The organism is Microvirga sp. Mcv34, assembly GCF_024519725.1.
In the GTDB taxonomy this organism is placed as follows: domain Bacteria; phylum Pseudomonadota; class Alphaproteobacteria; order Rhizobiales; family Beijerinckiaceae; genus Microvirga.
Genome location: NZ_JALJRK010000042.1, coordinates 18,823 through 44,678, shown reverse-complemented (window position 1 = coordinate 44,678; position 25,856 = coordinate 18,823). Strand labels below are relative to the sequence as shown.

General features: G+C 58.8%; 33 protein-coding genes and 1 pseudogene. 10 read left to right on the top strand and 24 right to left on the bottom strand.

Annotated elements, in window-relative coordinates; translation table 11 throughout:
* Nucleotides 1–52: 52 nt before the first annotated feature.
* Complete coding sequence (gene tnpA, locus OC446_RS19930; protein WP_262030762.1) at nt 53–538, bottom strand: IS66-like element accessory protein TnpA; 486 nt, start codon at nt 536–538, stop codon at nt 53–55.
* Nucleotides 539–678: 140 nt separating this feature from the next.
* On the opposite strand from tnpA, the gene OC446_RS19925 reads away from it, so the two are divergent.
* The gene (locus OC446_RS19925; protein ID WP_262030761.1) at nt 679–1,197 is read left to right on the top strand and encodes a hypothetical protein; all 519 of its coding nucleotides are present in this window, start codon (nt 679–681) and stop codon (nt 1,195–1,197) included.
* A 25-nt stretch (nt 1,198–1,222) separates the two neighbouring features.
* Here OC446_RS19925 and OC446_RS19920 read toward each other — a convergent pair whose 3' ends face one another.
* The 3 genes from OC446_RS19920 to OC446_RS19910 form a co-directional block, all read right to left on the bottom strand.
* Nucleotides 1,223–1,657, bottom strand: a complete 435-nt coding sequence (locus tag OC446_RS19920) for a hypothetical protein (RefSeq protein WP_262030760.1) — start codon at nt 1,655–1,657, stop codon at nt 1,223–1,225.
* A gap of 492 nt (nt 1,658–2,149) precedes the next feature.
* Nucleotides 2,150–2,893, bottom strand: coding sequence for a DUF72 domain-containing protein (locus tag OC446_RS19915; protein WP_262030759.1), 744 nt, complete (start codon nt 2,891–2,893; stop codon nt 2,150–2,152).
* A gap of 22 nt (nt 2,894–2,915) precedes the next feature.
* Nucleotides 2,916–3,104 carry a DUF3606 domain-containing protein gene (locus OC446_RS19910; protein WP_262030758.1) on the bottom strand — a complete coding sequence of 63 codons (189 nt, stop codon included), beginning with the start codon at nt 3,102–3,104 and terminating at the stop codon, nt 2,916–2,918.
* Between the two features lie 198 nt (nt 3,105–3,302).
* On the opposite strand from OC446_RS19910, the gene OC446_RS19905 reads away from it, so the two are divergent.
* Both OC446_RS19905 and ligD read left to right on the top strand, forming a co-directional pair.
* Nucleotides 3,303–4,184, top strand: coding sequence for a Ku protein (locus tag OC446_RS19905; protein WP_262030757.1), 882 nt, complete (start codon nt 3,303–3,305; stop codon nt 4,182–4,184).
* A gap of 32 nt (nt 4,185–4,216) precedes the next feature.
* Complete coding sequence (ligD, locus tag OC446_RS19900; RefSeq protein WP_262030756.1) at nt 4,217–6,796, top strand: DNA ligase D; 2,580 nt, start codon at nt 4,217–4,219, stop codon at nt 6,794–6,796.
* Between the two features lie 94 nt (nt 6,797–6,890).
* Here the strand turns inward: ligD and OC446_RS19895 are convergent, their stop codons facing one another.
* Nucleotides 6,891–8,333 carry an RES family NAD+ phosphorylase gene (locus OC446_RS19895; protein WP_262030755.1) on the bottom strand — a complete coding sequence of 481 codons (1,443 nt, stop codon included), beginning with the start codon at nt 8,331–8,333 and terminating at the stop codon, nt 6,891–6,893.
* 237 nt (nt 8,334–8,570) lie between these two features.
* Here OC446_RS19895 and OC446_RS19890 point away from each other — a divergent pair, with 237 nt between their 5' ends.
* Nucleotides 8,571–9,413, top strand: coding sequence for a GAF domain-containing protein (locus OC446_RS19890; RefSeq protein WP_262030754.1), 843 nt, complete (start codon nt 8,571–8,573; stop codon nt 9,411–9,413).
* A 14-nt stretch (nt 9,414–9,427) separates the two neighbouring features.
* On the opposite strand, the gene OC446_RS19885 is transcribed toward OC446_RS19890, so the two are convergent.
* A complete protein-coding gene (locus OC446_RS19885) occupies nt 9,428–9,757 on the bottom strand; it encodes a hypothetical protein (protein WP_262030753.1) in 330 nt (109 codons plus the stop codon).
* 586 nt (nt 9,758–10,343) lie between these two features.
* Here OC446_RS19885 and OC446_RS19880 point away from each other — a divergent pair.
* The 3 genes from OC446_RS19880 (at nt 10,344) to OC446_RS19870 (ending at nt 11,977) form a co-directional block, all read left to right on the top strand.
* Entirely contained in the window at nt 10,344–10,529 is a 186-nt protein-coding gene (locus OC446_RS19880; RefSeq protein ID WP_262030752.1) for a NepR family anti-sigma factor, read from the top strand.
* Nucleotides 10,530–10,574: 45 nt separating this feature from the next.
* A complete protein-coding gene (locus OC446_RS19875; RefSeq protein ID WP_262030751.1) occupies nt 10,575–10,880 on the top strand; it encodes an integration host factor subunit alpha in 306 nt (101 codons plus the stop codon).
* Nucleotides 10,881–10,957: 77 nt separating this feature from the next.
* The gene (locus tag OC446_RS19870; protein WP_262030750.1) at nt 10,958–11,977 is read left to right on the top strand and encodes a sensor domain-containing diguanylate cyclase; all 1,020 of its coding nucleotides are present in this window, start codon (nt 10,958–10,960) and stop codon (nt 11,975–11,977) included.
* Nucleotides 11,978–12,685: 708 nt separating this feature from the next.
* Here the strand turns inward: OC446_RS19870 and OC446_RS19865 are convergent.
* The gene (locus OC446_RS19865; protein ID WP_262030749.1) at nt 12,686–13,360 is read right to left on the bottom strand and encodes a hypothetical protein; all 675 of its coding nucleotides are present in this window, start codon (nt 13,358–13,360) and stop codon (nt 12,686–12,688) included.
* 476 nt (nt 13,361–13,836) lie between these two features.
* Between OC446_RS19865 and OC446_RS19860 the strand changes: the two genes are divergently transcribed.
* Nucleotides 13,837–14,310, top strand: coding sequence for a sigma factor-like helix-turn-helix DNA-binding protein (locus tag OC446_RS19860; RefSeq protein WP_262030764.1), 474 nt, complete (start codon nt 13,837–13,839; stop codon nt 14,308–14,310).
* 63 nt (nt 14,311–14,373) lie between these two features.
* On the opposite strand, the pseudogene OC446_RS19855 reads toward OC446_RS19860, so the two are convergent.
* From OC446_RS19855 to OC446_RS19840, 4 genes and pseudogenes are all read right to left on the bottom strand, one after another.
* Nucleotides 14,374–14,676: pseudogene (locus tag OC446_RS19855) on the bottom strand (restriction endonuclease); the annotation flags it as partial.
* A 562-nt stretch (nt 14,677–15,238) separates the two neighbouring features.
* The gene (locus tag OC446_RS19850) at nt 15,239–15,466 is read right to left on the bottom strand and encodes a hypothetical protein (protein ID WP_262030748.1); all 228 of its coding nucleotides are present in this window, start codon (nt 15,464–15,466) and stop codon (nt 15,239–15,241) included.
* Between the two features lie 105 nt (nt 15,467–15,571).
* Nucleotides 15,572–15,877: a hypothetical protein gene (locus tag OC446_RS19845; RefSeq protein WP_262030747.1), complete on the bottom strand. Its 306-nt coding sequence runs from the start codon at nt 15,875–15,877 to the stop codon at nt 15,572–15,574.
* 93 nt (nt 15,878–15,970) lie between these two features.
* A complete protein-coding gene (locus tag OC446_RS19840; RefSeq protein WP_262030746.1) occupies nt 15,971–16,180 on the bottom strand; it encodes a cold-shock protein in 210 nt (69 codons plus the stop codon).
* 287 nt (nt 16,181–16,467) lie between these two features.
* On the opposite strand from OC446_RS19840, the gene OC446_RS19835 reads away from it, so the two are divergent.
* Nucleotides 16,468–17,268: a phosphatidylinositol-specific phospholipase C/glycerophosphodiester phosphodiesterase family protein gene (locus OC446_RS19835; RefSeq protein WP_262030745.1), complete on the top strand. Its 801-nt coding sequence runs from the start codon at nt 16,468–16,470 to the stop codon at nt 17,266–17,268.
* Between the two features lie 310 nt (nt 17,269–17,578).
* Here OC446_RS19835 and OC446_RS19830 read toward each other — a convergent pair whose 3' ends face one another.
* The gene (locus tag OC446_RS19830; protein WP_262030744.1) at nt 17,579–18,070 is read right to left on the bottom strand and encodes a hypothetical protein; all 492 of its coding nucleotides are present in this window, start codon (nt 18,068–18,070) and stop codon (nt 17,579–17,581) included.
* Between the two features lie 212 nt (nt 18,071–18,282).
* Here OC446_RS19830 and OC446_RS19825 point away from each other — a divergent pair, with 212 nt between their 5' ends.
* Nucleotides 18,283–18,714, top strand: coding sequence for a response regulator (locus OC446_RS19825; RefSeq protein WP_262030743.1), 432 nt, complete (start codon nt 18,283–18,285; stop codon nt 18,712–18,714).
* 17 nt (nt 18,715–18,731) lie between these two features.
* Here the strand turns inward: OC446_RS19825 and OC446_RS31075 are convergent, their stop codons facing one another.
* The 12 genes from OC446_RS31075 to OC446_RS19770 all read right to left on the bottom strand — a co-directional run bounded on the left by OC446_RS31075 (nt 18,732) and on the right by OC446_RS19770 (nt 25,786).
* Nucleotides 18,732–18,902 (bottom strand): LuxR C-terminal-related transcriptional regulator, encoded by a 171-nt coding sequence (locus tag OC446_RS31075; protein ID WP_410055100.1) that lies wholly within the window; start codon nt 18,900–18,902, stop codon nt 18,732–18,734.
* 244 nt (nt 18,903–19,146) lie between these two features.
* Nucleotides 19,147–19,965: a hypothetical protein gene (locus OC446_RS19820; protein ID WP_262030742.1), complete on the bottom strand. Its 819-nt coding sequence runs from the start codon at nt 19,963–19,965 to the stop codon at nt 19,147–19,149.
* 14 nt (nt 19,966–19,979) lie between these two features.
* Complete coding sequence (locus OC446_RS19815; protein ID WP_262030741.1) at nt 19,980–20,753, bottom strand: hypothetical protein; 774 nt, start codon at nt 20,751–20,753, stop codon at nt 19,980–19,982.
* A 65-nt stretch (nt 20,754–20,818) separates the two neighbouring features.
* On the bottom strand, nt 20,819–22,069 hold the full coding sequence (locus tag OC446_RS19810) for a hypothetical protein (RefSeq protein WP_262030740.1): 1,251 nt from the start codon (nt 22,067–22,069) through the stop codon (nt 20,819–20,821).
* A 35-nt stretch (nt 22,070–22,104) separates the two neighbouring features.
* Complete coding sequence (locus OC446_RS19805) at nt 22,105–22,746, bottom strand: hypothetical protein (RefSeq protein ID WP_262030739.1); 642 nt, start codon at nt 22,744–22,746, stop codon at nt 22,105–22,107.
* Nucleotides 22,747–22,773: 27 nt separating this feature from the next.
* On the bottom strand, nt 22,774–23,058 hold the full coding sequence (locus OC446_RS19800; protein WP_262030738.1) for a hypothetical protein: 285 nt from the start codon (nt 23,056–23,058) through the stop codon (nt 22,774–22,776).
* 33 nt (nt 23,059–23,091) lie between these two features.
* Nucleotides 23,092–23,409, bottom strand: a complete 318-nt coding sequence (locus tag OC446_RS19795; RefSeq protein WP_262030737.1) for a hypothetical protein — start codon at nt 23,407–23,409, stop codon at nt 23,092–23,094.
* Nucleotides 23,410–23,588: 179 nt separating this feature from the next.
* The gene (locus OC446_RS19790) at nt 23,589–23,999 is read right to left on the bottom strand and encodes a hypothetical protein (protein WP_262030736.1); all 411 of its coding nucleotides are present in this window, start codon (nt 23,997–23,999) and stop codon (nt 23,589–23,591) included.
* Nucleotides 24,000–24,152: 153 nt separating this feature from the next.
* Complete coding sequence (locus OC446_RS19785; protein ID WP_262030735.1) at nt 24,153–24,764, bottom strand: hypothetical protein; 612 nt, start codon at nt 24,762–24,764, stop codon at nt 24,153–24,155.
* Entirely contained in the window at nt 24,757–25,062 is a 306-nt protein-coding gene (locus tag OC446_RS19780; protein ID WP_262030734.1) for a hypothetical protein, read from the bottom strand. Before OC446_RS19780 ends, OC446_RS19785 begins: the two co-directional genes overlap by 8 nt.
* Nucleotides 25,059–25,280 carry a hypothetical protein gene (locus OC446_RS19775; protein WP_262030733.1) on the bottom strand — a complete coding sequence of 74 codons (222 nt, stop codon included), beginning with the start codon at nt 25,278–25,280 and terminating at the stop codon, nt 25,059–25,061. The genes OC446_RS19780 and OC446_RS19775 overlap by 4 nt, the downstream gene beginning before the upstream one ends.
* 53 nt (nt 25,281–25,333) lie before the next feature.
* On the bottom strand, nt 25,334–25,786 hold the full coding sequence (locus OC446_RS19770) for a hypothetical protein (RefSeq protein ID WP_262030732.1): 453 nt from the start codon (nt 25,784–25,786) through the stop codon (nt 25,334–25,336).
* Nucleotides 25,787–25,856 lie beyond the last annotated feature (70 nt).

Sequence of the window (25,856 nt, the reverse complement as noted above, 5' to 3'; positions counted from 1 at the left end):
ATATCGACTGGCTGGCAGGCCAGATACACCTTCGTTCCCGCAGCGATCTGGATCATGACTTCGCACCGAGGGCAGCAAGAACCCGCCGAAGCGCCCGCTCGTTGACAAAGGCGTCAACCCGAACACGTGCACCGTTTGGCAGGTCTATCTCAATCACGCCAGGCCGCTCCTCCAGGATTGACGTTCTGGCCGGCCTCTCGGCTCTCGACTGTGCCGAACTCTCCACTGGACTGGCGTCCGGCGCGCGAAGAGCCGGCATCGTGATCGCGGGCCCTTCGTCGCCGCACGTCCCGAAGACCCCGATCGGGATGAACTCATTGTGCGACGAAGCCTCGGGGAGAAGCACCAGAGAAGCCGGACGGGGTCCCAGTTTGCCTGCTTCGGCAGCCCGGATCCAACCGAAAAGCTGATTGTTGTTGACGCCGCGTCGACGGGCTACCTCCGCGACAGCGTTTCCCGGGAGCCTGGCCTCTTCGACAAACCGCCACTTCTCTTCCGTTGTCCAACTGCGCCGACGACGAGGCTCCGTCTCTGACATGCATGCCACCTAAGTGTCCGCTTCAATCTTCGTGGACACTTATCTCATCCTGATCGCCGCTTCGGTAGGCGGCCATGACGCCACGCTTACGTAAGGAACTCCGCCTACGGTGCTGCTCCGTCCTTGATCGGAGACAGCCCATGAGACGCTTTCTGCTCGCCACGATCGGGATCGTCCTGGTGTCCCCAGCAGCGATCGCCGACGGCCTGAGCCTTGCAGGCTCCCTCTGGCAATGCACCCGCGCTTCCGACCGATCTCAGTTCGTGATTACCTTCTATCCAGGTGGTGGCGTCGGAGGAGGGGAACTCGAGAACGGGGAGGTGAGCCCCTACATCTTCGATGCGTCCGAGACCAAACCCGGCGAATGGCCGGGCAAATGGGAGCAGACTGGCCAGCGGTTCACCTGGGCGTTTCCCGACCAGAGCATCCGAATTGAAGGGAGCCTCTCAGGCCCTGGGCAGGCAACTGCGCGGCTCACCGGCACAGAAACCTCTTCGGGCGAGCGCTCGGCCATTACCTGCACCTCCCTGTCCAAGCTGCCCAAGATCGGGGAAGGGTTGGTCATCCCCAGGAACAACCATTTCATCGACCTGGATCAGAACGACGGCGAGCTGAAGGTGCCGGCGGGCATCTCGCTGCAGGAGCCAGGAGGTCGATAAGAGCTATGGCTGCGGTGAGCCGGACTCAGTCGCAGATCCTTGTTCTGCGCACTGTGACATCGCCATAGGCGTCGATCCGCTTCGTTGAGACAACGCGGCATTCCTCGATTGGCGCAGGGATGCCGACCACTCTCTCCTGGTAGACGGGCGGAGGCAGGACCGGCTGCACAGAGACAATCGGGACATTCCGGGGAGGAACCAACGCAGGCCCCTCAAAGCCTTCGCTCTCCTCCAGAGGCACAATCGGCAGAGGCTGCTGCGGCACCAGAGCTGGCCCTTCATAACCGCCAACAAAGCGGCGCTCGATCACGCGGCGGCCAATAACCCTGTGCTCGACCGGTGGGGTGATATAGGTTTCCTCGACCGCGAGCCTGCGCCGAACTGGCGGGTGTTCCAGAGCCGCCTCTTGATCGTCGTAGTATGGGGGGAGATCTGCGGCGACGGCGGCCGTTGTAGTCACGAGAGACGATCCGCCGAGCACCAGTGCAGCCAAGCCCAGTTGTGCAACTTTGTTAAAATGGAAGGCTCGCATGTGAGATCCTATAGCTCCTCAACGGGAACGTCGCCTCACGGTCAAGGTTCCCCTGCTCGACCTTGGTGCTCGATGGAGGAACTTCGACATACCGATGGGATGCGTTCGCTCCTCAAATCTGGTGAGGCTGCGACACAATGTTCGCCCTAACCCGCTTGTGAATTTTATATCAACCCTTATATCAGGCTTACCCCAGCGGACAGTGTTGTGGACTTCGACAGCGGCGGGCGTCACCGCCAGCGTCGATGAGACCGTGCCAGGACGGATGTACTCCGGCACGGATTGTTCCTGCGCTTGCCTGACGATGCGAGCGCCCGTCTGGTACCCTATTAGCCCAGGCCCGTAGCTGGCGCGGCAGGAGATGCGAAGGCATTCCGCCCGTTGACCCCGGAGCCTGGGCTTTTCCATTTTGTCAGACGCCTAAGACTGAAGAAGCTTTAAAGTGCTCAGCGCATCGCCGGTCGCAGCGAAAGCAGCCGTATTGTCGAAGATGCACCATGCCGCTCGTCCGGCCTCTACATGGTCCCGAAGGATCTTGGCGGTTTCCGCGATGACATCGTGTGAGTACGCCGAGTAGTACATTTTCGGCGACCCATGCAGGCGGTAGTAAACCAGACCAGTCCAGCCCCCCGGAGTACCGGCACTCGGATGAGGCTTGGGATCGGCCGCCACCCGCGCGATCCGGTGCTCTACCAGGAAGGCGTCGACATCGGCGGTGAACCATGATGCATGCCGCGGCTCACAGACGAGATCTCCAGCAAAGGATGCTCGAAGCCTCTCAACGAATGATCGCACGTCGGCCGGGTCGAACTTCAGGCTTGGAGGAAGCTGGATAAGCACCGGTCCGAGCTTTGGGCCCAGGCCTGCAATCTCCCCTAGAAAACGCTCCAACGGCTCGTCGACATCGCGCAGACGGCCTTCGTGAGTGATCGCCTTCGGCATCTTCACGGCAAAGCGGAAATGCTCCGGTACATCACCGGCCCAGCGCTGATAGGTCGACACGCGATGCGGGCGATAAAACGAGGAGTTGATCTCGACGCCGTCAAACCGGCTCGCATAGCGCACGAGATGGCTGCCCTCGCTCGGGAAGGCGTCATCGTACTGCTTTGGGATCGCCCAGGCGGCGGTCCCAACATGAACGCGGTGCTCACTCATACCTGCCATCAGGGCACTGGGCTGCTAGGGATTAGCCTCGTTTGAGCTTCCCAGCCGCTGCATCGAGCTTCTCGCGGCTGTTCCCGTGCTCCTTGATCAACTCTTCGGCCTGCGCAACGCTGATGCCGTGCTTCCGGGCAAAGTAGCCGATCTCGTACTCTTCGCCGCCGGCGACCCGGCCTCGGTCCGCACCACCCCGATTGGCTTTGTCATCTGACATTCCGTTACTCCTTACACAACAACGACACTTCAAAAATGCGTCACGATGGGGAGTGGTTTCCTGGGGCGTTAACCAACCCCGAGACTCCTGTGGAGAACTCGGAACGAGTCATTTCGGGGCGACGTTGCCGACTCGTGACGGTGCCGGTCAAGGTTGCCAGACCTGTCACACAGTAGAGTATCGTTGGGAGTTCTACCCATGGCTGAACGGACGGTTTGGAAAGGTCACATCAAGCTCTCTCTCGTGTCCTGCGCGGTCGGCCTATACCCCTCCACATCGTCGGGTGGAAAGATCCGGTTCAACACCCTCAACCGCAAGACCGGCAACCGCGTGAAGCGCCAATTCGTCGACAGCGAGACCGAGGAAGTCGTCGAGAGTGAAGACCAGGTCAAAGGCTTCGCGGTCGGCAAGGGCAGCTACATCCAGGTTGAGGACGAGGAACTCGACGCCCTGAAGCTGGAAAGCACCCACACCATCGACATCGAGAGCTTTGTGCCGCGCGAGGAGGTGGACGAGCGCTTCCTTGACACCGCCTACTACATCGCCCCGACCGATAAGGTGTCCAACGAAGCCTTTTGCGTCATTCGTGATGCGATCCGCGATAAAGGCATGGCCGGCATTGCCCGCATCGTGCTAGCGCGACGAGAACGCATGATCCTGCTGGAGCCCCTTGATGAAGGGCTAGTCGGAACCACACTGCACGCGGCCGACGAAGTTCGCGACGAGGACAAGGTCTTCGACGAGATCAGCGAGGTGAAGTATCCCAAGGAGATGAAGAATCTCGCTGCCCACATCATCGACAGCAAGGCGGCCCACTTCGATCCGAAGCAATTCGATGATCGTTATGAGGAAGCCGTCGCGGAGCTGCTGAAGTCGAAGCAGGCCGGCAAGCCTCTGAAAGAGGAGCCGTCCGAAAAACCGTCGAATGTCGTCAACCTGATGGACGCGCTCAAGCGCAGTGTCTCGGCCGAGAAAGCAGGATCCGCAGGCAAGAAGACTGCTCCGGCGAAGAAAGCCGCGTCGAAATCCAAATCGGCGAAAAAGCCGGCACCCAAGGCGAAGGCGCGTAAGGCCGGCTAACCCTGACGTTTCGTGTTGCGTAGGAGAGTGTCATGGTCGCGGCATCAGCCCGTCCGAAAGCCAGGAAGGCGCCGTCGCGAGGCCGAGCCACCACGAAAAGAGCCTCTGGTTCTCTCGCCACCTACCGGGCGAAACGGGACTTCTCTATCACGAGCGAACCCAAGGCGAGGAGAGCCAAGTCTCAGGGCAACCGCTTCGTGGTGCAGAAGCATGATGCGCGCCGCCTGCACTATGACCTGCGGCTGGAGCTCGATGGGGTTCTCAAAAGTTGGGCGGTGACGCGGGGCCCGAGCCTGGTCCCTGGTGAGAAGCGCCTCTCGGTCCACACCGAGGACCATCCCCTGCAGTACATCGATTTCGAGGGCGTCATCCCGGCTGGCCAGTATGGCGGTGGGACCATGATTGTCTGGGATCAGGGCCGCTGGATTCCGGACGGCGACCCGCATGAAGATTATGCCCGGGGTCGCTTGACGTTCACTCTTGAGGGAGAGCGCCTCAAGGGCAAGTGGCACCTCGTGCGAACCCGCGGCAAGCCCGGTGAGAAGAATGAGCAGTGGCTGCTGCTCAAGTCCGACGATCCGGCTGCACGCACCTCCGAGGATGCGGATATCCTGGAGGAGGAGACGACCTCGCTTAAATCAGGCCGGACCATTGAGGAGCTGGCCGCCCAAGGCGATATCCGGGTCGATCATGCTGCACGCGAAAAGGTGGCCAGATCCAGGTCGGAGAAATCGCGACGACCATTGAAGGTCAAAGGTGCCAAGAAGGGCATTCTGCCAGCCTTTGTCGAACCGGCGTTGGCCCAACTGGTTGAGAGTGCCCCAAGGGGTGGCAACTGGCTTCACGAGATCAAGCTCGATGGCTATCGCATGCAGGCCCGCATCGACGGCCGCGAGATCAAGCTCCTGACACGAAAGGGGCTCGACTGGACAGCGAAGTTCAAACCAATTGCGAATGCCCTCAAAGAATTGAAGATTCCATCTGCGTTGCTCGACGGCGAAATCGTCGTGGAGGATGAGGCGGGGGTCTCAAGCTTCTCGGCGCTCCAGCAGGAACTCAAGGGCGGGAAGGGCGAGCGTTTCGTCTACTATGTGTTCGATCTGCTTTATCTCGACGGAGAGGACCTGAGGAAGGCGACACTTGCAGACCGCAAGGCGGCCTTACGCCTCCTGTTCGATGATCTGCCCCAGGGTAGTGCGATCCGCTTCAGCGACCATCTTGAGGAGGATGGGGCAATGCTCGTGCGGCATGCTTGCCGGATGGGCTTGGAGGGGATCATCTCCAAGCGCGCCGATCAGCCCTACAGGTCAGGGCGCGGCGACGACTGGGTCAAGTCGAAGTGCACGCAGCGCCAGGAACTGGTGATCGTAGGCTACCTGCCATCGAGCGCGAGCAAGAAGGCGGTGGGCTCACTGGTCATGGGTGTCTATGAGGCTGGCAAGCTCATCTCTGTCGGTCGCGTTGGGACCGGCTTTACATCCGAGGTGGCGGGCGCTCTCTACGAGACCCTCACGTCGATTGAAATCAAGGCTTCGCCCTTTGCCCGCAAGATCCCTGCCGCTGCCAGTCGGGGAGTGAAGTGGGTCAGGCCGGAGCTGGTCGCCGAGGTCGAGTTCCGCGGATGGACGCATGATGGCATGGTCCGGCAGGGCTCTTTCCAAGGGCTGCGCGAGGACAAGGATCCGCGGGACGTCGTGCGGGAGACAACTGTGCAGGGCTCTCGCGACACAAGCCCTGGTGCTGCGATCCTAGAGAAAGCCCATCTCACGCATCCGGACCGCGTTCTGTGGGAGGACGAAGGGATCACCAAGCTCGGGCTCGCTGAGTTCTATACGGAAATGGCCGATTGGATCCTGCCTCACATCGTGAACCGTCCGCTCTCGCTCCTGCGCTGCCCAGGGGGATCACAGAAGGAATGCTTCTTCCAGAAACATGCCTGGGCGGGTCTTGATGAGGAGCTGATCCAGCGGGTCCGCGTGGGCGATGACGAAGCAGTAGCGATCCAAGATCTCTCCGGGCTTCTCGCTTTAGTGCAAGCCGGCGTTCTCGAGATCCACCCGTGGGGCTCAACGCTGAAGAACCCGGAGAAGCCCGATCGGCTTGTCTTCGACCTGGATCCGGGAGAGGGCGTCGGCTGGGGTGCGGTGGTTCAAGGTGCGATCGACGTGCGTGATTACCTCCAGGACCTCGATCTTGTCAGCTTCGTCAAGACCTCCGGCGGCAAGGGTTTGCATGTTGTGGTTCCCCTCCGCCCAAAAGCCTCTTGGGATGAGGCAAAAGCGTTCGCGGCTAGTGTCGCAGCAGCCATGACGAAGGCAAGCCCCGCTCTTTACACGGACACTATGGCGAAGCGGGCCCGAGCTGGGCGGATCTTCATCGACTATCTGCGCAACGGGCGGGGTGCCACGGCTGTGGCGGCTTATTCCACGCGAGCCCGGGCCGGAGCTCCTGTTTCAACGCCCCTGACGTGGGAGGAACTGTCGACGATCCGCAGCGGCAATCAATATCGGATTGGCAATCTGGCCGCGCGCTTGCCTCATCTTCAGAATGATCCTTGGGCCGAGTTTCGAGATATCGACCAAGTGATCCCGAAACCTCGGAGACGTTCTTAGGCGGTACGGGGTCTGATCAGCACAGGTGTGGCGATACCCTATAGGTCACCACCGATATGCTAGTGGCTGCCAAGTCCGGTAATTTGAGACGCCACTAAGAATCCAGCCCCTTCTTCCAAGGCTCCCACTGGAGGTGGGAAACCTCGTGTGGATCAGTGTCGATGGACACCCGCTTCACGTGATGAACGGTGAGAGAGTCAGATTGAAGTCTGAGGGTTGAGTTGCGCAGATCCGTGTCGTCGGCGGCAGGAGTGCTTGAGCCTTCCTGATGCTTGGCGCTGTCACTGGCCTGGATTGGCTCGGGAAGCTCTTCGATGATGGTGTAGTCGGGTTCAACGCCATCTTCAGTGGTAGTATAGAGCTGCGCACTGATCTTTGCGCCCTTACTGGTATCAGCCGGCTGCACACGGGCAGCCTTGTGAAACAGCACGACGTTGTACTGATCCTCTCCGGCCTGGACAGACGGGTAGATGATGCCGTCCAAGGGCGGGTCCGCTTCCGTGGCAAGGAAGTCCGCGACGGCCTGGGTCGCCAGGTATTCAAACGGCTCGTCACTCGGCATGACCGGCACCGTGATCCGCTTACCGAGGATCGCGAGAAATGCGACGCGCTCCAACTGTCGAACGTAGTCTGGATCGAAGATGCTCCCCGACAGTCTGATGCGGTCCAAAGCCCTGAGATCCAAAAGCCGAAGAGGAGCAATCACCTCAAACTGACCTACAAGAACCTTGCTCCCGACTGGAGGGCGCACCTCGGCGATGGCTGCTGTGGGGTCGCTCGCACCATAAAAGACCGCGATACCGCGCGCGTTCATTCGGCCGTCTCTAGCCCTTTGCGAGGGCGGCGTCCCAAGCCGCTGTTCTGGATAAACGAGGGCATCCTGAAGATCGCTGTCAGCTTCAAAGGAGCGCGCCCGATAGAATGCGGAGTGCTGAGTTCCAGGGCCGGCGTCGACAACGACATGGCGACCGTCTCGGGTTTGCAGATGCGAGATGTCCTTGAAGATCACCTCCAGGGTCGCCGCGGCATCCCGGCTGAAGAACCGGGTCTCTGTTTTCAGCTTCTCCTCGAATAGGAACCACTGTGCCTGCCATTCCCTCGGATTAGGGCCTTTCTCGGCGTAGCAGGCGCCGGCGTCGAATTCGGTTTCATCACCGATTTTCATGCTTTCCCAGTCAGCATAGCGGTCGGCAAGTACCGCTTGGATGTCTCGAGCCGGCTGCTCACCGATGAGCGCCGCACCGGAGATCGCATAGACAGTGGGGAAGCCTTCCCGCTCCCACTCGTAGTTTAGCTCCTTGTCCTTCTGCATCATCCACTCGAGGTCCGAGGGGTGTTCTGATGTCCGCTCGTAGTGCTGCTCGAAGGCCGTCTCGATCCGATCGGCCATCTCGGCGATGCTAAAGGTTTGCCCAGGCTGGCAACAATAATCGCATTGACCATGGGTGCCCTGATTGGCGATCAGGTCCTCTAGATAAGTCTCGCCGACACAATCAAAGCAAATTCGCTTTGTCTTCAACTGGCCGATGTCGGACATAGGTATTTCTCGGGCTAGGACTTCAGGAGGTAAGATCTGGCCCGCTCCATGTGGTTTGGCCGCCTGCTCTTGTCCAGTCGAATTGTGACAGAGCCGCCCATAGGACGAGTTGCCGCAGAACTGTTCGGTCACATCCTCGTTATCGAGGGTTCCAAAACGGCATTCCGTATGGCAGGCGACGATGCTCCGGACCTAATGGTCTCCTTTCTCCTACCAAGCGAGGGACACCGAGGACGAATGCACTTTCCGCTGTCGCCCAACGAATCCGAGCGCCTCGCCGCTCTTCATAAGCTCGAGATCCTTGATACGCCTTCGTCACCGGCTATCGACCGAATCTGTCGAATTGCACAGCGGTTATTCGACGTCTCCATGGTTCATGTGACCCTGGCCGACACTCACCGATACTTCTTCAAGGCGAGGTTCGGTGGAAGTGAGGCAACTGAAATTCCTCGAGACTACGCGTTCTGCAACTACACGATCTTGCACGATGAGGTCTTCGTGGTGCCGGATGCGTTGGCGGACCAGACCTTCAGCAAAAACCCCCATGTGATGGGCCATCCGTTCCTCAGATTCTACGCTGGCGTCCCACTGACGATCCGGCCGGGTATCCGGCTGGGCGCCTTCTGCATTTCCGATGTGAGGCCTCACGAGTTCAGCCAGTATCAGACGACATTGCTTCGTGGTCTCGGCCGCCTGGTGGTGGATGAGATCTGGTTGCACCACCTGGACGTCTCGGGCCAAGTCGAGACCCAGTTCCATGCCACTGGGTCGATGGAGCAATCCCTCGACTTTGAGACATGGATCTTGCCAACAAGTGCTCAGATTCGGGCAGCCCGTGGGCTGCTGAATTGGTCAATCCGTGAATTGGCTGAGGCAGCCAATATCTCCCCGGCGTCGGTGAAGCGGATGGAGATTTCCGGAGAGCTGTCGGTCCGGCGGACCAGCGTGGACGCTGTTGTGCGTGCCTTCGAGCAGTACGGCGTTCAGTTTACCCGCGAGCCTGATGGGACCGTCGGAGTGGCCCGAAAGTCGCCGCTAGGGGACGTCCGCATCCCTGAAGAAACGGACTACCCGTTCTAAGAAACGACGGCCGGTCAACTGGGGAGGTGATGGGTTACGTGGGCCCGTGGTTCCGACATGGCCTCCCAGGCAAGTTCGGCCAGCACTCCGTATCGTTCCTGATGGGCAGCTGACGCCCAGATCACCTCCAGATGGCCTCGGATGTCACGCAACGCGATGACCGAGCCGTCCCAGCGAACCGTGGCTGAGGCGGCCGAGCTGGCGTCGTAGCCCGTTTCCTCGCGCCAGATCATCCGAGCGATGGCGCACATCACCCCGAAGGCCTCATGAAGCCGGGAGACCCGATCCGGCTCTGTCTCTTCATTGAGGGCCGACACAGCGGGGTAGTGATACAGGCTGCTCATCAGGGGATGTAACCATATTCCATGCCAAGATAGGACTTTATGGCATGCCGACGGCTTGAAGGGGTTGCGGCCAAAGGCCTCTCATCGACCAGGATGAACAGAAAAGCCTCCCCACCCGCCGTTGCCGTGGAGGTGAGGAGGCTTCCTTGAAGTGAGGAGGTTGCCATCCTCGCCCGAGTAACGGCGAACCTAGCGGATGGTTTCCACGGACGGGCGTAGGCCTGAGGACGGATCCGCGACGATATGGTTATTGCCAGCAAACCAGCTGACCGGTTTTGTTGCTGTGGATCAAGGCGGCCGGCTTGGCTGCTAGCCAAACTGGACCGATGATAATACTGGGAGTAGCAATGACGGGACGTAGCGACAGGCCTTTGCCAGCGTGGTGGCCGTGGTTCCTGGCGAGTATGGCGAGTGTCAGCTTCGGTCTTGCTACGCTTTTAAGTTGAGGTCCAAAGGGCCCCAGCTGAGCCTTTGCAGGTGTGATCCGAACCATACGGCTAGGCTGAAACCGATCACGCGGGCGTGAGTTGCCCCTTCACATACGTTAATCAGGGGCAATGCAGGGCACAGCCGTGAGAACGATGCCATGCAGCAGAATAACACTCGGGTTTGGTCGCGTGACCTCCCCAGCAGCTTGAACTTCTCCCAGGAGCAGGTGGTCTTTGTCATCGGGCACTCTTTGAAGAGCCTGTACGACGATGTCATTGCCGCCGACATGCCGGAGCACCTGAAAGCTCTTGTGCTCAAGCTTGAGGAGAAATATCCCCCGTAGGGCATGCCCTTGGTGAGGGCACCCTTCACACGGTGGGATGATTTGATGACCAGCAGGAATGTAACTCGAGCGGATCTGGCCCAGGCCGTCGTCGAGGCTGTTGGTCTTCCCCGTCATGAAGCCGTAGCCCTTTCCGAGCAGGTCCTAGCCGAGATCTGCGATACGCTGGAGCGAGGGGAGAATGTGAAACTCTCCGGGTTCGGGAATTTCACAGTTCGGAACAAGGGCGAAAGAACTGGCCGGAATCCAAAGACCGGTGTCGAGGTACCAATCGAGCCGCGCCGGGTGGTCACCTTCACTCCCTCCCATAAGCTCAAGGACCGTGTGAACGGGCATCCTACAGAGACCTGATCGAAGACGGGATTAGCCCGCCTCTGACATCGGGTGCCCACTCCCATAAGCTATTTGCCTTTAGCAGGAGTATTGACGTGTTTGTTGTGCCTCCGCTGCCGGCCAACGAGGCAGAGCGGCTTGATTTTCTTCTGTCGTGTGGGATCCTCGATACGCCGCAGGACGAACGATTTGGCCGGCTCACACGTATAGCCTCGAGAGTTTATGAGGCGGATGTCGCCTTTCTCAGCTTCGTGGATGACCGCTACCAGTGGATGAAGGCAATCACTGGCGACGGCATCGGCTCATCGATCGAGCGTGAGCGGTCGGTGTGCCAGATCATGATCGCGTCCGGCGAGCCTCTGGTCTTCGGTGACATGCAGAAGGAGCCGAAGCTGGATGGGCATCCGGTGGCGCCGTTCCTGCCCTTTCGCTTCTATGCCGGTGTTCCGCTGCTGACACCTGCAGGTGCTGCGGTCGGATCTCTCTGTATTCTCAAGCGCGAGCCGCAGGATGCTGAAGGCTTCGATCTCTCGACACTGATCGATCTGGCTGCGGTGTCGATGGACGAGGTCGAACTCTGGAGGCTCAACCAAGATCTAGAGCGCGCCGCCCAGACTGACGGGCTGACAAGCATTGCCAATCGCCGGGCGTTCGATCAGGCGCTTGAGCGGGCCATCCGGCGCGCGCACCGGACGACCGAACCGCTGTCGTTGCTGCTGCTTGATCTCGACCACTTCAAGGCACTCAATGACACGGCGGGACATCAGGCAGGTGATGAAGTCTTGCGCCGGTTCGCCGGGGTTCTCGCGCAGGCAGCCCGCAGGCCGGACGATGTCGCCGCCCGCTACGGCGGCGAGGAGTTCGCTCTGATCTTGCCGGCAACTGATCAGATGGGTGCGTTGGAGGTCGCTCAACGGCTAAGGGAGAACCTGGCCGCAGCCGAAATTCGCCACCCCAGAGGAATTGACGGACTGGTGACGGTGAGCATTGGAGCAGTTACGGGTGATCCAGCCGCCAATATCTCTGCAGAGATGCTAGTCTCGGCCGCTGACGGCAGATTGTACGAGGCTAAGAGGGCTGGCAGAAACCGCGTTGTTGGCGGGTCGCTTCCCTAAAGCGCGAACATGCCTTTATAGGCTATCCCGACCTAGGGTGTTCCCGGTATTCCTTTCAGACGTGATCGTTTCGAGTGAGTGAACGAAATTCCCGCACAAGCTTCTCGAACAATGCCTTGCTGCCGGGATAATCTCCCTGCGAGATCGGAAACCGCTTGGAGTTTATCCGAGCCCGATTGATCTGATCGACCATATCCTGGACAGATTGAACACCTAATTCGGAAAGAACTGATTGATCGGGCCTGTATGTGCGAAGCCCTTCGTAACTCGGCGGACGGAGTGGATCTCTAGGAGGGGATGGGGTCGCTGGATTTGTCGCCGAGCCGATACCGGCTGAAGAACGAGGGCCATATTCGAATGATGAGCCAGACCACAAGGACGGACTCCTAATGTTAAAGTCTTGAGGAGAATTGGATGCCGATTTCTGTGGAGTTGTATAGGTGACCCCCTGGCGGGCAAGCCCCTCAATCAGATCCGATCGCAATTTCGGAAGACCTCGGTAATCGATGTCAACGCCCACGCCCCGAAGCTCCTCGACAATTTGAGTGGCAAGCTTTGAGCAGGAATATCCATCATCAATGACCCTAAGGACTCGAAGGGCCTTCTTCTCTCCGCCCACAGACGCAACTCGAAGTTCTGGAGCCCTGAGCTTCTGCTCCTTCCTGTTTAGTCTTTCCTGCTCTGCCCGTTCCCTGTCTGCCCGTTCTTTCAGGCGTCGCTCCTCGCGAGCCTTCGATCTAGCGGGAAATTCATCAAGGCTTTTTGCATCATTCGATGATAGTCATGAGCAATATATGAGGCGACGCCATTTTGTTCCTCAGGCAGAGATGTTTCACCAGTGCGCAGGAGCTCGTACCCATACTCTGTCAGGAAACAGAACCTGTCACCGTTACTGATGAATTCCTTCATCAATCCCAACTTGATAAAAGGTCCAAGCGTCTTCTCAGATGTATCATAGAGGTCCCAGTCCTCTTCGACGGCTCGCCATCGACCGGCCGGGAAGACAATATTGGGAGGAATCCACAAGAAGAAGACACGTCCTGGATCTCCGGCACCTGGGTCACCGCGAGCGGGAAAATCAAATCCGGTACTTCCAAATACCATCAGGCGTAGTCGACTGAGATGATTACGAGACAGAGATGGCAGATCCATCTCGGTCATCTTCCGGAGAAGCCGATCAGTCGTTGTTGCGGTTTGGTCTACGCGGGCTAGCTCGAAACCTGCTTTGAAGGCCTTTTCCATCAGGCGAGCGACACTTGCCGCCTTGTCTGCGGGTGCGCTTCGTAGAAGTTCCTTCGCCATTGCTCGGAAGATCGACTTCCTGAGGTCTACGTCCCTGACCTCATCAAGATCGAGGGGAGCATTGTAGGGGACATAGCGCATAGCGTAGGACCTCCTAGAAAGCTTCATTGTAGCGCGAATTTAAGCGCCAGGCGATTGGGGTACCCTGGGCTCGTTGCACCAGCCGATCTCCCGGTCTAGTTGAAGTCGGACCTAAGGGTCTCTCAAAAGTCGGGATTTATACCACCCAGCAGTTGCAGCTAGGTATCTGATCTTGTTATCTAGTTTGCGGGACTGCCGAATTGGCTTCTTGCACTGAGATGTGGAGCCCTGCTGAAGTGCATTCCTTCAGAGACTATGGAAGGCTTAATCGTCCAGAACAAATCAACAACCAAGTTGGGTTCCCCGCTTGAAAAACGCGAATCATGGACTCTATTCTGGTTCGGGCCAGCTTAATTCGGCTGGCCTATCCGGATAGTCGTGCGGGGCTGACGGACCGTCTCACCATCTCTTCGTCGTTCAAAAGTCAGTCTGAACCGGTGTGAGTGCATCGGGGCAGGAGTTCAGGAGTCTCTCTTTTGGCTACGCTGAAGCAATTCGAAGAAGCCCTGCGCGCCCAAGGCATGAACATGGCCCTGGCCATTCTGGAGAAGATGCGCAAGGAGGAAAAGAAGACCCGGTCGGTCGCTCCGGCCCGGCGAGTGTCTGGGCGCAAGATGACGCCGGAGCTCGCTCGCAAGATCCTCGAACTTCATAGCACGACCGACATGACCCAGCAGGAGATTGCCTTCCAGCTTGGGATCAACCAGGGTCGCGTGAACGAAGTGATTAAGCGTGGGAAGTGGCTCACCGAGGATCCGCAGTCCGAGGAAGCTCAGGCGCGAGACAAGGCAAAAGCTCGGATGAAGCGCATGCAGTCGGAAGACACGCCCATCCCGCGCAAGCAGCCAATTGCGACGGGCGTTGAGGAAGGGCCCAAGAAGCCGAAGGCGAAGCCGGCCAACTCGGCGCAACTGTCGATAGACGATTTCCTCAAGGCTTCGAGCGACTGAATGGAATCTTGTATCAGCGGGCCCCGCCCCGCTGGTTACGATCAACTCAAGGCGGGGCAGATCGCTATGGTGCATCAGCAGCACACCATTCTTGTGCGCGAGCTGGTGGGCGGACTTGGTGAACACCGAATTGGTGACCACGACCGCGTAAGGGGCATCCTGAAAGGCGGCGGCGGCATAGGCTTCCTGAACAGCCTTGTTGCCGACTGTGCCGTTGTAGAACTTGCACTGGATCACAACCCGCCGATCCTCCTTCTCCGCAATGATGTCGGCTCCTTGGTCACCTGATCCCGGCGTAAGTGAAGCACGCCATCCGGCTTCCTGCAGGATATCGCGGCAGTAGAGCTCAAACTCTCTGCCTGTCATCGCGTCGTCAAATTCAACTGCTGGCTCAGCGGGCTGGTGCCGATCGATGATCCGGTTGATCCGGGTCCTCAAGCGAGCGGCGTAGCGCTTCGAATCCTTGGCCAGGAGATGCTCGACCTTCCTGCGCTGGAACTCCGGCACGAGCGTCTTCTTGATGAAGGTGTTGAGGTGCCTGTCCCAGGTCTCCTCAGAGACGTTCCCATATTCATCCGGTGAAAGCATATGGGCGCGTTTGGTCGCTAACGTCCTGACATGTGTCAGGGCCGCCCGGTCTGTTAGGTCATAGATGAGCAGGAACGAATGGACCTTGGTGAGGCGCAGGAATAGCAGCAGCGCGAGCCCAATCCAGGCGGCGATCGGCTGGAGATACAAGCCGATGCCGAAGAGGAAGAGTAGTACGGCGCTGAACGCCTTATGTCTCCAGAGGTAGCGAAACATTCCCTTATCCGGCAGTCGGCGGCGGCTTTCAGTGTGACTGCGAGGGTTTTGGATAGCCGATTGGGGTTACTAGCAGCTTCGCAAAGATTTAGGCCCGCTGAAACTCACAGGATTATTTCGGCTGCTACTGCCTGGTGATCCGCGTCCGGTCGAGGATTTGACCCGCGAACTCCCGCAACTCTTCGGCAGTGCTGCCTTCATCTCGCTGGATGACAAAGAGCCCTGTATGAAGCAGGATCATCAACTCCCGAGCTTGCTGCGCTTCGCCATCTGCGGCCGGCATGACCTCAGCCATCTTGGCTCTCATGATGGCAGCGTCGCGATCGAGGATCTCCATAAGGCGTGTGGTCACTGCGTCTCCTCTCCGAGGCAAGTCCTCAGGGTCTTATCACCTGAGATAGTTCACATCTGCCAATTTATAATAGGGGAGGTGACGGGCAGATTCAGGACCGCCGCATCACTCGGGCTTGATACCAAGGGCAACGCAATAGCCGTAGTAAGCATGCTCCCCTGCCTTATGATAAATCTCTGCGATCTCCATTTTCTTGCGCCGGTCGAGAGCAAAGCGGGATCCGGTCCGCTGCAGGCGTAAATAGGCCTTGGGACAAGCATCGAGTTTGACGGTCTCACGCAGTCGCGGAAACTCCTCAGTGGACATTTCCTGCGAGTAGCCATCACGCCCCATGAACATCACAAAGACCTTCCGGTGCTCGTTGATGAAGCGCTCGTCGCTGAGGAAGTCAGGGGGCGATGTCTCTGTCATGGGGTTCTCCAGTTTGGCAGGCACAACAAAAAAGCCGCCCCGAAATGGAGCGGCTTGTCGTTGAGGCGGAGCAATCCGCAATTGTGAGAGGTCTCAGACCTGCTGCAGGTTGGTGGCAGATTCCTTTCCCGACCGACGGTCCTGCTCGACCTCGTAGGAGATCTTCTGGCCGTCCTTCAGACCGCGGAGGCCAGCGCGCTCCACTGCGGAAATATGAACGAACACGTCTTTGCCGCCATTGTCCGGCTGAATGAAGCCGTAACCCTTGGTTTCATTAAACCACTTAACCGTCCCAGTCGCCATTCTCGTCTCTAGTCCCTTGTAGTTCCCCTCCGGCAGAGCGCCTTGCTCCACCCTCCGGTGACCGATCGATCACGCGAAGGAGGCTAGTTGGGCAGGGCAACCGTGGCAACAAAGTGGCGGAAGGGTAGTTAATGGCAGGAACGGGCCATTAGAGTTGCCTCCAGGCGGTCTGGACCTATCTCCGAGATCTGGGTGTGAGCCGGCTAAGGACTGTGCCGTCATCAGTATGTCACCGATCCTTGGAAGACCAGCATCCCAGACAAGCAGACAAAACTACTGGAGGAAACATGAAGACCCTGTTCCTGGCCGCCGCCCTCGCCTTTACGCCGGCGATGGTCTCTGCAGCCGACGTGAAGCCCCTTGCTCAAGCCCATGCTCACAACGACTATGAGCATAAGCGGCCGCTGCTCGATGCCCTCGACCATGGCTTTACTGGCGTCGAGGCTGACATTTGGCTCGTGAATGGCAAGCTGCTGGTGGCGCACGAGGAGGCTCATATCAAGCCGGAGAGGACCCTGGAGGCGCTGTACCTGGACCCTCTGAAGAAGCGCATCACTGAGAATGGCGGCAGGGTTTATCCGGGAAGCGAGGGATTTACGCTCCTCATCGATATCAAAACTGAGGGTGAGCTGACCTACAAAGCTTTGGCAGAGGTACTTTCCAAATATGCGGACATTCTGACGGTTGTTCGGGACGGCAAGGTTCAGGCAGGCGCCGTCACCGCGGTCGTGTCCGGCAACCGCCCGAAAGATCACATGCTCTCGGAGAAGGTCCGCTATGCCGGGTATGATGGCCGCATGCCTGATCTGACCTCCGACATGCCAGCATCCTTCATGCCGCTCCTGAGCGACAACTGGACCAAGGTGTTTACCTGGAAAGGCGAGGGAGAGATGCCTCCCGCCGAGAAGGCCAAATTGCAGGACATCGTGAAGACGGCCCATGGCAAGGGCTGGACCATCCGGTTCTGGGCGACACCGGACCAGCCGGGTCCGCAGCGCGAGGCAATCTGGAAAGAGCTGAAGGCGGCGGGCGTCGACAAAATCAATACGGATGATCTCGCGGGCTTGCAGAGTTTTTTGAGCAAGTAACGCGATAAGCGACTGGGATGCGCGCGTGATGAGTGTGCATCTCAGTTGGTCCAGGCCCTTGAGTTAAGCAACGGGCGGGATACGGCTTCAAGAGTGTCGGTAGCCATCGGTTTCAATGCCGATGAACATCCCATGCCAAGTGCCACCGAATATGTTGTCAAAGGAGAGGTGGTGGAACCGCTTCCGAAACTCCCGATAAGTTGGGCTTCCGTCGGGAGAGCGTTGGAACAGTTGGTGGATCGACTTCATCTGAGCACGGGTGGGGCGAGCGCGGTTCATGTTTTCCCTCTTCTAAGCGGTTGAGGATGGATTAGTCGGCGAGGATACCAGCGGCCGACAGGACGGCTTTCGCTTGGTCCGTGAAAAGGAAGTCGACCTTCTGCTCCTCCGTCATGAGCCCCCAGGCGGCGCGGAACAGGTCCTGCAAATCCCCGATTTCATGGTCACCTTCAGAATCCTCACCATGCACGAAGGCAGCATGTGTGAAGGTGTCGGCATCCTTCACGTCCGCGAGTGTGAGTGGGCGCTTGGAGTCGTCTCGTTTCGTGAGCACCGGCTCGAAGAACCTCCTGGCCGGGAGCCCATCCCCCTCGTCGAACACATTGACGATCTTGCCCTCAATGGCGACGGTGAGTGCGATCCCCTGAGATCCCTCGAGGCGCTCAATGCGATCAATGATCGCTACGGCGCCGACCGGGAACGTGAGCTCGTTGTCATCGGCGTCCAAGCCGCTGGTTTCGACCAGCATCTGAACCACGTCGTCCTTCTTGAACCCGAAGGCTTCGGGTAGTTCCTGGGTCATTTCAGGCGTCCTCGATTGATATTTATGGGGTTTCCCGGATTGGGAGTGCGCTACGCAAAAGGGCCGTCATCTCTCGATGACAGCCCTCTCGGCCGGCTCGAATTGGCTCGATAACCCTTTGCTTACCATACCGGCCACTCGTCGGAGCGGGAGCCGAACTGCTGGGCAGGCGCGTCGTTAACCACGCGGACTAGCTCAGTGAGGTTGCGTACATGACACCGATCCTGTCCCCTTGGAGCCGCCCAGCCGCGGCTGAAGCTCGCCTTCCAAAAAATCTGCGGCAGCGCGTTCTCGTGGTCGAAGATGAGTTGATCATCGGCGAGATTGCGGCTGAAGCCCTGACAGAGGCCGGCTTCGAGGTGTTTACCGCCGCGAGCGCCGAAGAAGCCGAGGTGATATTAGCCGACGTTTCCGTGGACATCCTCTTTACCGACATCAATCTCGGCGGTCGGGATGGATTTGACCTGGCGGCATTAGCTTTGACGATCCAGCCGCTTCTGTCGGTTGTCTTTACGTCCGGTCGCTCCCGCGCCTGTCACGGCATGTGTGCGTCTGCCGGTGTCCCGTTTCTGCCAAAGCCTTATCGGCTGCCGGAAATGATCGAGATGATTGAGCGCGTGGTGAGGCGCGATCCTCCTCAGTGAGGCGGGAGCGGGGCTGATCAGACGTTTGTCGGCGCAGTAACCAGACGAGGCTTGGTCTTAGCTCTGGCCTTGAGAAGCAAAGCTTTGATGTGCTGTTTGACCTCCGGTTCATTGACGGCGAGCTGGGCTACGATGTCACTTGTGGGAACCCCTGCGGCTATAAGCCGGAGCACAAGAGCTTCCTGCATTGACAGCGCGGGCCGTGCCCCTCTTCTATTCTCATTGGCAGCGGGATGGGCCTCTGGCTCAACCAGGTTCTGCGTTCTCTTTGCCCCCATGTGCTCCCCCTGAGCCGCGGAATATGCTCCCAGCCTTTTACAGGATTATAAAGGAACAGACTTGGCTGAGTAGCTCAAAGACTTTGCACTTTGGCTCATGGGCCAGTCCCATAAGGGGTATTCTTTAGCAGGCGAATAACAAAGGAAGGTTGTTCTAGCCGATCAGGGCCCACTTGCCGCCGATCGGCAGGTTCATCGTGACCTTCTCGTGGGCGTAAAAGAGGGTCTTGGATTCCTGGTCGACCCAGCCATCGTCGTTGGACCAGAAATCGCCAGCATCGTTGACGATCGCCCAGGTGGTTTTGTCGGCAAGGGCCTCCTGGTGGTCGCTGATCCGCTTGAACTCGACCGGAGCATTCTCCTTGAGCCAATTCAGGACGCTCTGATGATAGGCGCTACCGCTCTGGGCCTGGCCCCAGACATGAACCCACGCCGCAGCGTCGCCGGTGAAAATCCCGGCGTCATCGATGCGCTCCAGGCGGGCGGTTTCAGTTTCGAGGCCGCTGCATTCCGCAATCCACCAGCCCTCGCTTTCGGCCTGTGCCAGATCCGGCCGGCTGGCCCAACTCGAGGCACGGACGGGTGCTGGCGCGGCTGAATCCGACGGCAATGCGGCGGGCTTCACCTCGATCCCTTCGGCAACGCAGAGTTTTTCCCAGTCGCCGTAGTATTCAATGCGGTCATCCTGACCGTCAACTTGCAGGACGAAGGCCTCGTCGTGTTCGTCCTGGGCTGAAATCTGCGACCATCCCGCAGCCCGGGCGGCTGCCTCGTATGCACTGTCGGCTGGTTCGGCTTCCGTGAACAGGGTCCAATCTTCTTTGAGGGCCTCGGCGCCGGAGCCATAGGTATAAACGCTAATACCCTCATCCTGACGTCTGATGAGAAGGGTCAGCCCTTCGGCTTGGACCGTGACCTGATCGCCGGTCTTCAGCAGATTGGCTTGTGTGTTGAGCGTGATATCAGTCTGCATCGATGACCTGTCGTTCAAGCTGCTTGCGGAAGGGTTTCGTAGAAGAAGGGGGCTCCGGTTTCCGCATCGTCGCGGGCTTGGCGTGTGACGGCGCACCGGATGTTATGCAGAGCTGGGAAGTAGGATCCTGCATCTGGCCACCGGCGACCGTTCGGAGCGACGAGGGCGAACCCGTGCCCTTTGGCATCGACCTCGACATCAAAGCCGTCAGGCAGAAGGCCTAGGGTACCTTCTTTCAGAAGGTCGGGCTTTCCGTGCTCGGAACACTTGCCATCGCCCCATTGACCGTTCCCTTCGACAATCAAGGCGGCATTGTATGGGTCGGTCTTGAGCTTCTTCAGCGCGAGGAGTGCACCGGTTGCGGGCTGCGGGCCATCTTCCCCTGGTTCGGGCAATCGATAGGTCGTCGCCGGGATCGGCAGCTTGCCCTTGTGCTGTTTGCGTTGCTCGGTGAGCAGGGCCAGGAAGGTTTCCTCTGAGGACCCCTTGCGGCTGCTGCAGCCAGACATGAAGCCGGTTTCACTGATGAAGGGCTTGCCGGGGTCGATCGCGTAGAAGCACATCCAGCGGTCAGGCGTGCAGATGGCCCGAATGCCATCGATCTCAAGAATTCGGGGAGTTTGGTCCTCGACGCCTTGTAGCCGGTCTGCCCATGGCTTTGACTGGGTGTCATCGGCAGGCGCTTTGACAGGGCTCCTGTAGGAGAAGACTGCATCTTTGACAGCTTCTTTGACGGCTTGAGGCATCGTCGGCTGAGGGGCGAACAAGGCATCGAAGTCGAACGCCATCTGGCTGGCGCCGGGAGAGTTTCGGGGCATGAGATGATCCGTGTCGACGAGGGGGCGAAAAGGGGCTACGCGGCCGTGACGGCAAACCGGAGCGGGCCGTCGGGAATGACTCTGCCGCCCTTGTGCTGAGTGGCGATCTGCTTGGCATGAAGGCTACACCTCAGGCCTTTCAGGACCAGGCGCGTTCCATCCGGAAGGCGGTCGCCTGGCTTAGTCTTCCTCCAGGTGGGATGCTCGCCGGCAACAGATTGGGCTTCGGCGGAGCGCCTGTAGAGCGTTTCGACGATGGCACGGAAGCGGCTCTTGTCGATGTCTTTCCCGTAAACAGAGGACCGGCAAATATTGGCGTCTGCGGTTAGGTGAGAGGGATCATGGCCGACATCCGCCAGGATCCGCAGCTTCGGCTCAAGGGTCTTCGATGATGCTGCACCAAGGAAATGGACGCGGCTGGGCCTTGATTGCCGAATGAAGTCCCGGAGTTCGTCGGGTGTAACCGCCTTCTCATTCGATGGAATTCCAACCACCCAACTGTCGCTGTCCAAGATCTCAACAATTCGGGCGTATGCCTGAGCGAGTGTCAGGTCGCCGACCTGGATCGGGATGATCGGGATAGATAGATCCTGGTTGATTTCCTCCAGAATCCAAGACCGGTACCGCTCCACCAGAGCGATGCTGACGCTTTGATTTCCTACTACATCCGGCATTACGAATAGAGGACGAGGGTAGTCAGGGTTGTCGGATGTGGCCGACCCTTCGATGCCGCTGTCACCATTGAGGAAGTAGGCGATCGTCGCCTTGATGCACTCATAGCGATGCCAAACTCGGGCGAAGTCCACTGTCGGGCATCGGGCGAGGAGTCTTTCGATCTCATCTGAAAAGAGGTCGCAGATTATGGGTTTAGGCCGCGAGGCACCTTTGAGGGAGCGTTTGAACTCACTGAAGGCGCCAGAGTCCACGAAGATCTGGGTTTTGTGCAGAATGACCGCTTCGGCAATTGCCTCGATGGCAGTGCTCGACAGTTCTCCTGCTTCAACGCCGATCCCGCGGCTCTTCAGATTTTTCCAGACGAACGCTCCCGCTTCCAGATCGCCGATGCGGCTCATCCCGGATGCGAATATGACGAGCTTATGCTTCAAAACCTCCAACAGGGCTTCGGTCGTGAGAGCAGCCTGATTGTCATTGACGGGAGGAATAAGCGGTGCTGGATCAGTCCCGAAAATCGGAGACTGAACCGCAGGCGTCACAACAACAGGATCTGCGATGAAGAGATCGAAGTCGAAGGTTGTCTGCAGGACGGTAGCAGGAATCCGGGGCATCGATAGCCTAGTGTGAAGGAGGGAAGGGGAGGGCCCTACCAGGAGCCGCGCGTGATCACGCGGCGAGCCGCATCGATCCACTCTTGATCGCCGTACCCGTGGTAACCGCCAATCACTTGGGCCCCAGCCGGCGCGGTGGCTTCCTTTTCAAGAAGTTTGATCTGGTCGCCGTAGCGATTGAGGAGCCGCTCATCATAGAACACCGAGGCCTCGCCTTGCGTGACGCTCATCCGGTGGCGCTCGATCCTTACCTTGGAAGGATCGAAATCGGGCAGAGGACGCTTGGTGTCGTTGATCACCTCGGCCCAGGCCTCTGTTGCCGTGTAGCGGCCGACGACAGTGCCTGAGGCGTCCTTGATCGTATGCCGCCCGTCGGCGCTGGTTAGAGCATCCCGCTTATGAGACAGCCCGCGGGCAGCGAGGGCCTCGTTTAGAGTCGGCTCGCCGATCAACTCGACTTCGAGATCGTCGCCAGCATTCCGGACGCGGAATTTGTAACCTTCATGTGCGAACTCAACCCAAGGATCGACTTCGGTTCGGAGCTCAGCATCGAACACGGCCTGAGTGGCTTTTGCTCGAACTGTCTCGCGGCCCTGGGAACCGAGCCGGTCATGCAGCTTTGCCCGCAACATCAGGAAGGGGCTGTCGGATCGACTGGCGATCTGTTCTTGGAACATGGTCTATAACTCCTGGCGGCACGTATCTCAGTCGATGGAGGAGAGTTGCGAGGTGTCGACGCCAAGGTCATGGAGGCGCGCATCCAGGGATCGAAGCCGGGTCTGGAACCTCCCGCGCAGGGCAGTGAAAACGGCATGGAGATCATCGCCGGTCTCAATCACAAGCTCACATGTCTGATCGGCTGCATCAGGCGTGAAGATCTGAACCCTGGAACCGATGGTGAGCGATGCGGCGATCTCGTCGTGATGGGCAATGATTGCTCCGCGCCGCGCCAATGCGTCGGCGGCGGATTGAACATGTCGGGGCGTCATGAAAGCACCTCGTTCGAAAGAGGAGTGGGACGGTCAGTGCTCGAAAACCGGGAGTACGTTCGGGTCAGGATCAGCCTCGTTGTCGTAGAGCACGTAATCGGCGCCGAGCTCACGGGCCTTCTTCATGGCATCGACGATCTCTGGCGGGCACTTGGGATAGGCCTTTAGGTCGCCCTCGTGCGGGGCATAGACCAGCCACCCGTGCTGGGTGACCCCGCCTGAGAACGGCAACTCGTCGTTCTCAAGCGTATTCAGATGTGCAAGCGTTTCTGGCCGAAGGTGCGCCGTGGACAGGTCCAAAAAGGCGCGCAGCGGGTATTCCACCGCCGGTTTGAACACAGGGTCGGTCATGGAGATTTCCTGGGGTTTTGAACTGTCGCTCTCAGCCAATCAGGGCTTCGGGAGATGCAGACCTTCGCTGAGGAACACTCAACTCAGCGGAAAAAGAAAGGGCGAGAAGTAGTTTGATACTCCTCGCCGCATTCGGTGGCGTTGATCTACTGCAGTAAAACCGGACGATGGTGTCGGGCTCAATCCCCAAAGGCTTCGTATCTGCCGCTGATCGAGAACGGCAAGCCGCATGGATTGGCTGAGTTCTTGCTCACTACCACTGCCCCACCACCTGACAATGAAATCTCGACTGTCTGGCCGCCAGGGAAAGTACCTTTGATCTGTTTGCCATCTTTGGTCAGGCGCGTGGTGACCGTGCAAGGATTTTTACGCGTAATGAGCCCGTCGGGACTACGCCCCTGCTGCTCCGCGCTAAACTCGACGGTATAGGCCTTCCCGCCGGCAACGGGATCAATAACCAGTTCGCAGGATATGTTCCTGGCGCAGACACTGTCATTACCTGAGTATCCACCTGCGAAGGGATCTCTTGCCGTAGCCGGGGAGGTCGCGAGGGCAAGAGCGGCCAGAGCGAGGCCAAACTTCAACTTCATAATTTACACCTTTGATCGTCGTGCAGCGAATTAAACCGACGGCAGCGAACTTATTGAAGACCTCATGTGGATTGTCGAGGGATGGCAAACAGCAATCGGTGGACAAGGGATTGCTGCTGCGGGCGAAAGAGAGATCTACCTCCCAAAATCTGGTCAGATCGCCTCAAGCCACCCCACCTCAATGCCGAGGCCCATGACCGTTGTTGGCCAGAAGTCTCCGGTTTCCTCGCCATGGGAGAAGGTTTGCACATATCCTGGGTCGGACCCAGGACCTTGGTTTTGCCCAAGGAAGGTGATTTCCGCGCCAACGGGCAACTCGACCCGTTTCATTATCATGCCTCCGCTTGGATGCGGTTCCCACCGTCCCAAACGGGACCCTTCTTTGGAAACCCGGTACCGGGCTCCCTTCTTAAGGTCGAGCCTTTGAGGCTTCGGCGGAGCGGTCTCTGGAGCGGAGGAGGGCTTGAACGGGAAAACGAGGGCCGTGTCGAAACCCCTGACCATTTCAGCGATCTTTTCGGCGTTCAAAGACTGGAGGGTGCCGCTCTGGACCGGGTTCGGGGACGTCTCAAGCTCACCCCCTGGAACCTTGCTTGCCCGGTACAGGGCGTAGAATGTCCCATCGTCGCCGTTGAGCGTGATCACAACGGCCTGGTCATTGTTGAGCCAGCGGTCGAAATCCTCATAGGGCCGGTAGTTATGATAGTTCGAGAAACCGGCAGCCTTAAGAACGGCACGGGCATTATTGAGATAGTCTTCAAGCATTCTCGCCGTCTCCCTCGTCTGTCGCGCCCCCGGTACTCCAGTCACCATCCGGATCAAATTGGTCTAGAGCGTCGGGGCATGGCTGCCCCTCAAAGGCCGGATTGAATGGTGCGCAGGTGCCAGCAAAGGCTACACCCTCGGCGGAGGCATCACCGGCAATCACCCCGAGCTTGTTCGCGATGGCAGCGGCCATAGTCGAACCGATGGTTTCAAGTTCACCGGCCCAGATGTCAGCTTGCGGAAGGCCGATTTCCTTGGCGCAGTCGAGCATTTCGTCGAGGTTCAAGAGTTTGGTCATTCGCTGATCTCCGTGTCACTAGGGCCGAGGAGGCTGGGTTCTTCGATGTCTCCCTCAAAGATCGGCATTAGGAGATACCGGGAATCGCCTCCAAGTTTTGCTATAGCGGCGACCGCATAGGCGGGGGTCATTATCTGAAACGACGTGAGGTTGAGAGGGTCCTCGTCGTCGCCTTGGATGTTGTGCCCGGACGGATCAGCGAGTTGAAACCCGAGCATCCTGCGACCAGAGCCCGGGGCGGGAGTGCCAAAAGGCGGCGTTGCAGTCGTGCTCACAAGGTCAGCCCTTCTCGTTTGGCGGCCTGGAGTGCTCTCGAGGCTCGTTTGATTGGATGGTCATCAGGCAGGCGGGTACATCTCGCAGCACCGCCGAGCTGGTCGGCAGCCCAAAGTCGCAGCGTCGCCAGTGTCTCGACCAAACCCTGCGCCGTCTCACGCGAGCACGGGCTCCCGGTGGCAAACTCCTCAGATAGACGGAACGGAATGGGGCCTTGGAGTACCGGATCCAATTCAAACTTGTTGTCCGACAGTTTGCCGCCAGGACGGATACCGGCAACGAAGCTGGCACTGGGATCCCACGATTCGAGTTTGTAGCGTTCAACCCGTCGGCCGTCGGCTAGACGGATAGCGCTCTCCCCCGCCTTCAGGGGAGTTTCTGCCTTCGTCACGAGTGTCTGGACCCTCCAGGCATCATAGAAGGCGACGGTGACCGTAAATGTCTCCATGGGTGCGCCTCCTGGCGCGAGAGGAATTCCCTGGAATTTCAGGGGTTTTGAGGAGGATTGATCCAGATTT